The organism is Marinimicrobium sp. UBA4509, assembly GCF_002388575.1.
In the GTDB taxonomy this organism is placed as follows: Bacteria; Pseudomonadota; Gammaproteobacteria; order Pseudomonadales; family Cellvibrionaceae; genus Marinimicrobium; species Marinimicrobium koreense.
This window is the reverse complement of record NZ_DGMV01000051.1, coordinates 1-11958: the sequence shown is the minus strand read 5'-3', so window position 1 is coordinate 11958 and position 11958 is coordinate 1. Positions and strand designations below refer to the sequence as shown.

Annotated in this window: 8 protein-coding genes; 4 read left to right on the top strand and 4 right to left on the bottom strand. The window is 58.1% G+C overall.

Annotated elements, in window-relative coordinates; translation table 11 throughout:
- Together B3520_RS08965 and hrpA are read left to right on the top strand one after the other, a co-directional pair.
- Positions 1 to 354 (top strand): Dps family protein (locus B3520_RS08965; RefSeq protein WP_286875887.1); only part of this gene is annotated, 354 nt, incomplete at its 5' end.
- A 231-nt stretch (positions 355 to 585) separates the two neighbouring features.
- On the top strand, positions 586 to 4527 hold the full coding sequence (hrpA, locus tag B3520_RS08960; RefSeq protein ID WP_286875885.1) for an ATP-dependent RNA helicase HrpA: 3942 nt from the start codon (positions 586 to 588) through the stop codon (positions 4525 to 4527).
- A 48-nt stretch (positions 4528 to 4575) separates the two neighbouring features.
- Here hrpA and B3520_RS08955 read toward each other — a convergent pair whose 3' ends face one another.
- From B3520_RS08955 to B3520_RS08945, 3 genes are all read right to left on the bottom strand, one after another.
- The gene (locus B3520_RS08955; protein ID WP_286805155.1) at positions 4576 to 4812 is read right to left on the bottom strand and encodes a response regulator; all 237 of its coding nucleotides are present in this window, start codon (positions 4810 to 4812) and stop codon (positions 4576 to 4578) included.
- 184 nt (positions 4813 to 4996) lie between these two features.
- On the bottom strand, positions 4997 to 6559 hold the full coding sequence (locus B3520_RS08950) for a sensor histidine kinase (protein ID WP_286805157.1): 1563 nt from the start codon (positions 6557 to 6559) through the stop codon (positions 4997 to 4999).
- Positions 6560 to 6573: 14 nt separating this feature from the next.
- Positions 6574 to 7221, bottom strand: coding sequence for a substrate-binding periplasmic protein (locus tag B3520_RS08945; protein ID WP_286805159.1), 648 nt, complete (start codon positions 7219 to 7221; stop codon positions 6574 to 6576).
- A gap of 517 nt (positions 7222 to 7738) precedes the next feature.
- Between B3520_RS08945 and B3520_RS08940 the strand changes: the two genes are divergently transcribed.
- Both B3520_RS08940 and B3520_RS08935 read left to right on the top strand, forming a co-directional pair.
- Complete coding sequence (locus B3520_RS08940; protein WP_286805161.1) at positions 7739 to 8557, top strand: AfsA-related hotdog domain-containing protein; 819 nt, start codon at positions 7739 to 7741, stop codon at positions 8555 to 8557.
- Between the two features lie 19 nt (positions 8558 to 8576).
- Positions 8577 to 9257, top strand: coding sequence for an HAD family hydrolase (locus B3520_RS08935; protein ID WP_286805163.1), 681 nt, complete (start codon positions 8577 to 8579; stop codon positions 9255 to 9257).
- A 79-nt stretch (positions 9258 to 9336) separates the two neighbouring features.
- Here the strand turns inward: B3520_RS08935 and B3520_RS08930 are convergent, their stop codons facing one another.
- The gene (locus tag B3520_RS08930) at positions 9337 to 11442 is read right to left on the bottom strand and encodes a putative bifunctional diguanylate cyclase/phosphodiesterase (RefSeq protein WP_286805165.1); all 2106 of its coding nucleotides are present in this window, start codon (positions 11440 to 11442) and stop codon (positions 9337 to 9339) included.
- Positions 11443 to 11958 lie beyond the last annotated feature (516 nt).

The following is an 11958-nucleotide window of genomic DNA, read 5'->3' as shown; positions in this document are numbered from 1 at the left end:
AACGTCACCGGCCCGATGTTCCAGACACTGCACATCATGTTCGAGGAGCATTACACTGAGCTGGCCGAGGCGGTGGATGTGATCGCGGAGCGTATCCGTTCGATCGGTTTCCCGGCGCCGGGTACTTATAAGGAGTTTTCCGAGCTGAGCAGCATCAAAGAGGAACCGGGTGTTCCGAGTGCGACAGATATGATTAAACGTTCCGTCGAAGGGCATGAAGCGGTGGTCCGCACCGCCCGCTCGCTGTTCCCGGTGGTAGAGTCAGCCAGCGACGAAGCCACCGCCGACCTCCTCACCCAGCGCATCCAACTCCACGAAAAAACCGCCTGGATGCTGCGTAGTCTGCTCGAATAATGTGAATCATGGGCGTTTGGTAACGGCGGATGCGGGCTGTGCCCTTATCCGCCCTACGCCGACCTCCGCACCATCCGTAGGGCGGATAAGCGAAGCGCATCCGCCGTTACCCTATATCCCACCCGCAGCACTACGATGCGAAGCTGCCAATCCGACACCTCTCTACTGGCACCCCCTGCGATACAGCGGCCCTCTCTGCTATCATGCCGTGCTTAATCATCCGAGCTGGCTATGTCTGAATCCGAAACACCGACCCTCGACCAATTTCCCCAACGCCTCGACCTCAGCCGCGTACTGAGTCGGGACCGGTTTCGTCTGTCCAAAGGCTGGCAGGCCATCCAGGAGCGGCTCAAGGCCGGCCAACCGGTCGACAAAGACCAGAGCAAATGGCTGGAACACTGGCAACGCTCCCAACAGCGGTTTGAGCAACGCGAACAACACCGGCCACAGACCATCGTGTATCCGGACCTGCCGATCAGCGACAAGCGGGACGAAATCGCCGAACTGATTCGCGATAATCAGGTAGTGGTGCTGGCCGGGGAAACCGGCTCCGGGAAAACCACCCAGCTCCCCAAAATCTGTCTCGAACTGGGGCGGGGTGTCAGCGGCATGATTGGCCATACCCAGCCCCGGCGGGTGGCCGCGCACACCGTCTCCCAGCGTATTGCCGAGGAGCTTCAGTCGCCCCTGGGCGAGCTGGTGGGTTACCAGGTGCGGTTTTCCGACCAGACCAGTGAGCAGAGCCTGGTCAAGGTCATGACCGACGGGATACTGCTGGCGGAAATCCAGAACGATCGCTTTCTGTCCCGCTACGACACCCTGATTATCGACGAGGCCCACGAACGCAGCCTCAATATTGACTTCCTGCTCGGGTTTCTCAAACAGTTGCTGCCCAAGCGCCCGGATCTGAAGGTCATCATCACCTCCGCCACGATCGATCTGGAGCGGTTTTCCCAACACTTTGACGATGCCCCCATCATCGAAGTGTCCGGTCGTACCTATCCGGTGGATGTCTGGTATCGGCCGCCGTTGGACAGCGATAGCGAGGGGGACGACAGCTACCAGCCGATACTCGACGCCATTCACGAAATTGAAACCCACGAGCGCAGCGTCGGCAAGGGCGCCCGCGGTGGTGACATACTCGTGTTTCTCAGTGGTGAACGGGAAATTCGCGAGGCCGCGCGCAGTATTCGCCAAGCGGGTTTTCAGCACCTGGAGGTGCTGCCGTTCTACGCCCGCTTGAGCATGGCCGAACAGCAAAAGGTTTTTGCGCCGCACAAGGGGCGGCGGGTGGTGCTCGCCACCAACGTGGCGGAAACGTCAATCACCGTACCTGGCATCCGCTATGTGATCGATCCGGGTTTTGCCCGACTCAGTCGCTACAGCTACCGGACCAAAGTGCAGCGCCTGCCGGTCGAGCCGGTGTCCCAGGCCAGCGCCAATCAGCGCAAGGGGCGCTGCGGTCGGGTGGCGGAGGGTATCTGTATCCGCCTGTACAGCGAAGAGGACTTCCTGGCGCGCCCCGAATTTACCGATGCGGAAATTCTGCGCACCAATCTCGCGGCGGTGATCCTGCAGATGCTGCAACTGCGCATGGGGGATATTCATCGGTTTCCGTTTATCGACCCGCCGGATCGGCGCCTGATCAACGATGGTTTCAAGCTGTTGGAAGAGCTGCAGGCGGTCAATGGCAAGGGGCGTCTGACCCCCACCGGTAAACAGCTCACCCGCCTACCGCTGGATCCACGGTTGTCCAGAATGCTGATGGCCGCCAGTGAGCTGGGCTGCGTGCGGGAGCTGTTGATCATTACCAGTGCCCTGTCCGTGCAGGACCCACGGGAGCGACCGGCGGACAAACAGCAGGCGGCGGATCAGTCCCATCGTCGTTTTTGGCACGAGCAATCGGACTTTCTCGGCTTTGTGAATCTGTGGGATTATTTTGAACAGTTGCGTCAGGACCTGTCTCAGAATCAGATGCGCAAACAGTGCAAGAAAGAGTTTCTGAACTACGTTCGCTGGCGTGAATGGCGGGACATTCACCATCAGCTGAAAGTCAGCCTGCGGGATCTCAAACTCAAGGAGAACAGCGAGCCGGCGGACTATGAGGTGGTGCACCGCGCGCTGCTGACCGGTCTGTTGGGCAACCTGGGCTTCAATGTGGAGGACCGCGAATACCTGGGGGCGCGCAATCGCAAATTCATGATTTTCCCGGGCTCGTCCCAGTTCAAGAAAACGCCCAAGTGGCTGGTGGCGGCCGAGCTGTTGGAAACCTCCCGACTTTACGCCCACACGGTGGGCAAGATTGATCCCCAGTGGGCGTTGAGTGCGGCCAAACACCTGGTCAAGCGTCATTACTTTGAGCCTCACTACGACCCGAAGAGCGGACGGGTGAAGGCCTACGAGAAGGTGTCTCTGTACGGACTGGTGTTGGTCGAAAAGCAACGCGTCGATTTCACCGATATCGAACCGGCCACCTGTCGCGAGGTGTTTATTCGCTCCGCGCTGGTGGAGGGCCGTTACGCCAAGAAATCGGAACGGGGCGGGCCCGCAAAATTCTTTGCTCATAACCAGCGTCTGGTGGCTGAACTGGATGAGCTGGAGGCGAAAAGTCGGCGTCGGGACATTCTGGCCGATGATGAGGCCCTGTATCAGTTTTATGACGAGCGGATTCCCGATTCGGTGGCCAGTCGCGCCAGCTTCGATCAGTGGCGCAAAGCCGTAGAGCAGGACCAGCCACGCTTGCTGTTTATCGAGCGCGAGCAACTGATGCAGCGCGACGCCGGGGAGGTGACCGAGGCGCAGTTCCCCGACGCATTGACCTGGCGCGGCGTCAGTTTTCCGCTGAAATATCAGTTTGAACCCGGTCACGAGGACGACGGGGTGAATCTGCAGGTGCCCGTCAGCCTATTGCATCAGGTGCCGGAAAAACGCCTCGAGTGGTTGGTGCCCGGCTTGCTGCGCGACAAGTGCATCAGTCTGATCAAGGGGTTGCCCAAGCAGTGGCGCAAGCACTTTGTGCCGGTACCGGATGTGGTGGACCGGGCCTTGACCGGCATGCAGCCGGACAACACCTCGTTGACCGATGCCCTGGCTCACCAACTCAAGCGTCAGACCCTGGTCGAGGTGCCGCCCGAGGCTTGGGACGACACCCGCATTGACGATTTTTACCGGGTCAATATCCAGGTGCTGGACGAGCGGGGGCGCTGTATCGCCCGGGGTCGGGATCTGGCGGTGCTGCGCGAGCGCTATCGGGAGCAGGCCCAGGAGAAAATTCAATCGGCAGCGGTGGGCATCGAGCGCGACCAGCTGACCCAATGGGACTGGGACACACTGCCGGAGGAGGTGCAGCTCAAGCGCGGCGGTATCCAGTTACGGGCTTACCCGGCGCTGGTGGACAAGCGCGATTCGGTGGCCATTGCGGTGTTGGATGAAGCGGCGGATGCCGCCTATCAGACCCAGCGCGGGCTGGCGCGGCTGATTCTGTTGGAGCTTTCCCAGACCCGAAAGTACCTGCACAAAGAGCTCCTGAAAAAAGACGAGCTGGCTCTGTCGGTGGCGGAGATGGGTAAGCGCGATGCGGTGGTTGATGACCTGCTTCTGGCGGCCGTGGCGAACTGGTTACCACTGAACGAATTGCCCCGAACGGCACCGGCCTATGAGCGTTGCAAGCAGGCGGTGCGCGAAGGGTTGGTGATACAGGCGCAAGGTTTGGCGGACGTGCTCTCCACCAGTCTGCACTCGCTGGTCAAGATCAAAAAGCAGCTTAAGCAGCACCGCACTCAGTTGCCACTGGCGTTTACCTTGTCGGACATCCGCACCCAACTGGCCCACCTGTTTTACCCCGGTATGCTGTATCGCACTCCGGAGGACTGGCTTCGCCAGTACCCACGGTATATGCAGGCGCTGGAAATTCGGCTGGAAAAGGCGCCTCTGGACCCGAACAAGGATCGCCGCCTGGTGGATGAGCTGGCGCCCTTCTGGGAGCGCCTGGAGCCTTTCTGGACGGATCGCGACGGTCAGGCGTTGGCGTTGAATGAGGCGCTTCAGGGGTACCGGTGGAGCCTGGAGGAATTCCGGGTGTCGCTCTTTGCCCAGACGCTGAAAACCCGCATGCCGGTCTCTGCCAAGCGCCTGGAAAAGCAGTGGCAGGAACTGGAAGCGGAGCGCACCTGATTTGGAGTGGAAAGGGCACTCTCGACGCTGGCCGGGTGAGGGGGTGACTCAGGGATTGCGGCGTCGTCCCGGCTGGGTGTTGGTGGACAACCAGTATTCGCTGACCTGCTGCAACAGGTCGGCAAAACTTTCAAAATCAACGGGTTTGCACAGGTAGCTGTTGACACCCAACTGGTACCCTTGAAGGATATCTGATTGCTCGTCGGATGTGGTCAATATGACGACCGGTGTGTAGCGGTATTCCGGGGTCGAGCGGATCTGTCGAAGCACTTCAAAGCCGCTCACCCCGGGGCAGGTCCAGGTCCAGAATCACCAGGCTGGGGGCCCACTCGGTGGCGCGGTCCGCATGGCGGCCCGTGGCGAAGAGAAACTCCAGGGCTTCTTCCCCGTTTCGGACCTCTGGATGTCGTAGTGACGGCCAACCTGGCCAAACCCGAACAGCGCGAGCTCGGCCTCGTCCGGGTCATCCTCAACTAATAGTATGGTGTCCCTGTTCACGGTCAGTGTTCCTTTCCCACAACGTGAAATAAAAGGTGGCTCCTTCACCCGGGCGGGACTCCGCCCAGATTCGTCCACCGTGTCGGGTGATGATACGCTGAACCGTGGCCAGTCCGATACCCACCCCCTCAAATTCCTCCGCCTTGTGCAGGCGGCTGAAGGGCGCGAACAGCCGGTCGGCGTATTGCATGTCGAAGCCATCGCCCCGGTCACTGACAAAGTAAATGCGCTCGCCATCCTCCTCTCGAAAACCGAACGCGACGTGCGTCTCCGGGAGATGACCGGAATATTTCCAAGCGTTGTCAATGAGGTTACTTAGTAGCATATCGAACAGATGACTATCAACCGGGGCGCGTACATCATCCTGAATTTGCGGGTGTACCTCACGTTCTGGCTCGCGCTCTTGATACTGATTGATCAGGTGATGCACCTTGGCGGACAAGTCGACAATCTCGACCTTCAGTTCGCCCTGGGTCGCCCGGGACAGGCGCAGAAAGCTGTCGATCATCTCGGACATTTCCCGGGTGCCGACGGCAATGCGGTCCAGGTAGTGCCGTCCCTGGTCGTCCACCTGCTCGTGGTAGCGGTCATTCAGAATGCGCCGAAAGCCCTCAATGCGCCGCAGTGGCGCTCTCAGGTCGTGAGAGACGGAGTAACAGAAGCTGGCCAGCTCGGCATTCGCCGCTTCGAGCTCGGCGGTGCGCTGGCGCACGCGTTGTTCCAGCACCGAGTTAAGGCGTTTGACCTCCTCCTCGGCCTGACGGCGGGCGACGATATCTTTGGCCAGGGCATTGTTGACCTCATGCATATGATCATAGGCCTGACGCAGGTTTTTACTCAGCGTGTTGAAGGCGGTGACCACCTGGTCGAGCTCATCGGGTTCCGGTGGGGGGTGCCGGTTCAGCGCAAGAGGCGGCTGTTGTTGACTGATCTCAAACCGACTGACCCGATCGGAAATGTGCACCAGGTGCGAGGTGATCAGTCGGGCCACAATATAAAGAATGAACATCGACACCAGAAAGGTTTTCACGCCCTGACTCAAGAGAATGACCACGGCCTTCTGCTGCAGGCGGGCGTACACTTCGCTCAGGGAGGCCTCTACCGTCAGCGTGCCGATCTGGCGGGGGCCGGAGGCGAGGATATGGATCACCGGGTAGTGCCGGGTGATGACGTTTTTACTGTCGCCTTCGCCGCGGCTCAAAGCCAGGGGGTCGGCGACGTTATCCGAACTCTCCCGCACGGACACCGACTGGATATCCGGTAGTTGATGGATTCCCTCAAGTTGCAGACGCAACTGTTGTACGTCCAGATTCCACAGGCTGGCGCTGATGCTGCCAAGGTAGCTGCCCTCGATATCATCCAGCCGGTTCTTGATGGTGCCCACGTCGCGGTGATAGTCGGTGTAGAGCTGTATCAGGGTAGCGACCAGAGTGATCAGTGAGCTGAACAGGATGATCTGCACCAACAGGCGCTGCCCGATGCCCGAACGCTTCAGGTCACGCAGGCTGGCAAGGCCGGGAATCCGAAAAACCATGGAGTGATAATCCGTTAGAAGTGGTACAGATCGGTGATTTCTTCCAGACGGCCGGACTGTTTCAGGGTTTCAATGGCCGCATTCAGCGAGGGCATCAACGCCAGTTGGGTGGATTGCCGTGAGCACTGGAATACCAGCGGAATGTCGGTCAGTTTCAGGGCCGGTGCCAGCATATCCCCCAGCCCGTTTTCGTTGGCCAGGAACTTGAGCGTGGGGATGGCACCGGCGACGCCGGCGACCCGCTGACGATCCAGCTTGCGCAGCGCGATCAGATAGTCGGTGTCGTACACCTTGTTGATGGCCTCGTCCTGATCGAACTCCGGTGATATGGCGGAGCCACGCAGCAGAGAAATGGTGGTGCCCTGTAGGTCGGCATAGTCATCAATGGGGTTGCCTTTGTGGGACAGAATGCCCACGTCATGATCCGCCACCAGCTCGCCATGAATCACAATGGATTCGTCCCGGGGAACCAGGATGGTGCAGTCATGAGTACCAGCCTCCAACTCCCGATCGACACGCGCGAAGGGCGTCAGCGTGGTCTCGATGGTCAACCCGGTGAGCTCGGACAGAGCGTCCACAATCGCCACGAAGGCGCCTTCCTTTTGCCCGGTTTCGGGATTGTTGGATGCCCAGGGGGCGACGTCAATGGTAATAAATTTCAATGGGGTCTCGGGGGGGGCGTCCGATACGCTTTGGTCCGCAGCCGTAGGCAGGGCGAGTAGCAGCGCGACTCCGCTCAGAGTAAGGGTAATAGGGCGAAGGAATGTACGGAACAATGGCGTTTTTTTCACCGAAAACCTCATTTGCACGTTGTTTGTAGGCAGGTTTGTCTGAAAGTTGTCGCTTCTTTCGGGTTTGAGTGTTGACAATTCCGGGAGCGTCATAAATTTGACTAATTATTGATCATTTTGATGATTTTGTGGCCAGACTGGTGGCCCGTTCCGTCTGAATCCTAGCACAGCCGTTCCGGCACGGCGGGGATTTTGCCGGTCTACGCCTGAAACGAATTCAAAAACAGTCGATTTAACAACCGGTTATCTTCATCCTGTGAGTCTGTCAAAAATTTCGACTTCAAAAAATAACGTGAAGCGTACCGAAAGGGTCGCATTTTTGCACTGAGCTATTTGATGCCACACCGATCTGGTGGGCACATTTCATTAAATAGCTGAGGTGGAAATCATGAAGCAGCGTATTGTACTTGTCGTCGGTGACAAGTTTTCAGCCTATGTACAGGGCAAAGATGCCATAACCTACTCCAATCTGCGTGGCCTGTTGAGTCTGTCCATTCCATTGGTACCCGGCCAGGGGCGAACCGTATTGGTTCCCGGTCAGGGTCTGAGTGATGAGAATGTAAGGCAGTTACTGGAGCAGGCTGCTCAGTCGCCTAACCTGAGTCAGTTTGATTTTACGCTGTGGCACAGTCTACCGACCCGCGCTCCGGCCACTCTTACCCACAAGCATCGTCCGGAAAATACCCTGATTTCCGTTCCGGTCCGGCAGACCGCAGACTGCTTTACCATGCATTTGCTGATTGATGAGCAGTGCGAACTGATGCAAGACCACCAGAGCGGTCAACACGTCCAGGGTATGATTCTGATCGAGGCCGCCCGTCAGGGGATGTTGGCCGTGGTTGAGCAGTACTTTCTTCCGGATAACGAGGTGGATTACGCCTTCGTCCTGAACGACATGTCCGTCAAGTACAATAACTTTGCCTTTCCGGTGTCGGCCACCATTGAGTGTCGGATTCTGGAGCAGAGCACGGATAACCCGCGGAAGTTGAGTTTTGTGACCGAGGCGGTGGTGCAACAGTGCGGGATGGATGTCTCCTCACTGACCTTCACCTTTGCCGCCATGGACAAGGCCCGGATCGGCAAACGCGAAGCGACCATGGCGGCCAAGGCGCAACAGGCGCATCTGGCGTTTGTGGACGGTCAGCTCCAGGCGCAGAGTGCAGCGGCTGCCTATGCCGAGATGTTGCAGCGCGTCGATAACTTCTGAGTCGCAGGGAGGTGTTTTCATGACGGCATTACCGACATTGACACAAGAGTATGTGTTTTTTGATGTTGACGACACGCTGATTTCGATCAAAAGCATGCTCAGCTTTCAGACCTTCTGGTATCACCGAACCGGTGACGATGAAGGGCAGCGCGCTTACGAACAGGACCTGCGCCAGCACTTGCACCCCGGAGCCTCCTGGGAGTTTCTTAACCGCCTGTATTACCGCCATTTCAAGGGCCGGTGTCCTCAAGAGGTCCGTGCCATGGGGAGGGTCTGGTTTGATGAAATGCGTCACGGCCAGGCGCCGTTTTATCACCCCCGTCCATTGGCCGAACTGCGCGCCCATCAGCGGGCGGGGCGAGAAGTGGTGTTTGTATCCGGTTCTTTTCCGGCACTGCTTGAGCCGATTGCGCAGGAGTTACAGGTGCAGCATCTGCTGTCGACCCGCCTGGCGGTCCATCAGGGGCGCTATACCGGTGAAATTCTCCCGCCCCAGACCATCGGCTCCGGCAAGGTGGAGGCGTTGACACAGTTCCTGGAGGCTCAGAGCGCTGTGCCTGAACACTGTTTTGCCTATGGCGATGATGTGTCGGACTTCCCGATGCTCAGTGCCGTCGGTCAACCGACGGTGGTCAGTGGTGGACGGGAGTTGGAGGCGAAAGCGAGAGCGATGGGTTGGTGGGTAATTGCCCCTGCCTGAGGCGCTGGTTGAAATAACAATTCAGCATTCTCTTGAGAGTGAACCTTTGACTCCCGCAGCAACCCCTGCGGGAGTTCTTTTATCCGTCAGGCTGATTTTCTGAAAACGACGGCTGTTCCTGAACCGCTTTTTCGAGCAACGGACGAAGCTGCTCCAACGGCAGTGGATGACTGAACAGATAGCCCTGCCCCTGATCGCAGCCATGAGCTTTCAGAAACTGACGTTCAAGATCCGATTCAATCCCCTCCGCCACAATCTCCATACCCAGGCCGTGTCCCATGGTGATGATGGTGTCAATCAGCCGCGCCGTATGCGTATTGATTCCGATGTTGCAGACAAAGCTGCGATCAATTTTCAGTGTGTGGAATGGGTAGTTCTGAAGGTAGCCCAACGAAGAGTACCCGGTACCAAAGTCGTCAATCGACAATCGTACGCCCATGTCACAAAGGCGCTGGATGTTTTCCTGCGTCGAGTCGGAATTATCCACCAGCATTCGCTCGGTAATTTCCAGCTCCAGCTGTGAGGGCGTGACACCGTTGGCGGTCAGTTGTTCGGCAACGTATTGATGGAACCCGGGCATCTGCAATTGCTGGGAGGAGATATTCAGAGTCAGGCGCATGGTTTCGTTGCTATCCGAAAGCCAAGGCGCCATCGTCCGTAGGGCACTGCGCAGAACCCAGTTGTCGATCGCGCGGATCATTCCGATCTCTTCCGCCAGTGGAATAAACCGGTAGGGTCCCCAGAGGCTGCCGTCGGGCTGGCGCCAGCGGACCAGGGCCTCGACGCCGGTGACAAAGTTTCCCTCGAGTGAATAGATGGGCTGGTAGTGCAGGGTCAGCTCACCTTTGTCCAGAACCCGCCTCAGTCGTCCCTCGAGCTCCAACCGTTCAATCAATTGCTGATTGATCTCTTCGGTGAAGAAATGATACTGATTGCGCCCCAGGTCCTTCGCCTTGTACATCGCCAGGTCGGCATTGCGCAGAACCAGGTGGGGGTTTTTTCCGTCTTCGGGGTAGAGCGCAATACCGATGCTGGCGGTGACCCGGTATTGCTTTCCGATGATAGTGAAGGGGCGCTCAAACTGCTGGATGATCTGCTCGGCCACTTTTTGGGCCTCGCGGGCGGAGTCGACTTTGGGCATGATCACTACAAACTCGTCGCCGCCCATCCGTACCAGCGTGTCGCCGCCGCGGATGCAACCGCTGAGGCGCCCGGCGGACTCTTTCAGAAGGTTGTCGCCAATACTGTGTCCAAGACTGTCGTTCACATTCTTGAAGTGATCAAGGTCAATGACCAGCAGGGCACACTTGTGATCATCCCGCTGGGCCGCCTCCAGGGCGACGCTCATCCGGTCGATCATCAGCACCCGGTTGGCCAGGCCGGTCAGTTGGTCGTAGTGCGCCTGACGCAACAGCTGTTCTTCATAGCTGCGCCGAACCGTCACGTCCTCTTTGATGACGACGTAGTGGGTGATCCGGTTGTCCGTGTCAGTTAGGGGGGAGACGCTGACTTGCTCCCACAGCAGTTGCCCGTCCCGGCGGGCGCTGCAGAACTCGCCACTCCATTCCCGGCCACCGCTGACGGTCGACCACAGCTCGGATAAAGCCTGGGCGCTGTCCTGGTCAACCATGGAGAAACCCAACTCGCGGCCGGTGGCTTCCTCGGCGGAATAGCCGGTCAGTTCCTCAAACCGGGGGTTCACGTACTCGATGTTGCCGCTGGGGTCAGTGATCACGACCGAAACCGGGCTTTGCTCAACCGCACGGGACAGCACTCTGACCCGCTCTTCGGCCTTGCGCCGTTTGGCGCGAATTTCCGCCTCTCGAAGTTCCCGCTCGACAGCGGGCAGCAGACGTGCAAGAGCATGTTTGTCCATGAAGTCGTGGGCGCCCTGCTTGAGCAGGTTGACGGTGTCTTCGGCTTGCACTGCGCCCGACATGATGATGAAAGGGATGTCCTGTCCGCTTCGTTTCAAAGCGGCCAGCGCATCCTCGGCGCTGAAGCGCGGCAGGCGATAGTCGCAGATGATCAGGTCCCAGGGTTGCTCCAGCGCCGCTTCCAGGTCCGGCGCCGTTTCGACCCGATGGCAGTGAGGATCAAAACCGCCGCGAACCAGCTCGGCGGTGGTGAGCTCGGCGTCTGCTTCGGAGTCTTCAATAAACAATACTTTCAGCGATGTGGCCATGAATAATCCGTAAGTGCCGACGGAAATTGGTATTTTACAGGCATCTGGGCTATTTCAAGAGTAAGGCATCAAGAGAATAGCCGCACAATCGTTGATGCGTCAGTGGTCGGGATGCCAAACGCGGCCCGATAGTAATTACTGTAGTCGGTTCGCCGGGAAAAAGCGAAGCTCGGCGGTGCCGGCCCGGTCAGGACGGGGGCGGCGCGCAATGAATTACAGATTGTCATAAAAATGTCATTATTACGACATAAAATGTTCACGTAACGGACATTAAACCGACACCAAAGTGACATATTTGAGCCGGTTTTCGGTAGAATGGCCCGGTTTTCAAATGACGTGGTAGTGACTCTGGTTGTCTTTACAGCCTATTTAAACACCCGACTGCAAGTTAGGAGTCTTCAATACCCACAAGCAAACTGAAAGGAAAAAACCACTATGAGCAAGAAATATTTGGGCTTGGCTTTGGCGATTTCTGCAGCTTCCGCCGCACAGGCCGGAACTGTTACGACCAGCGGC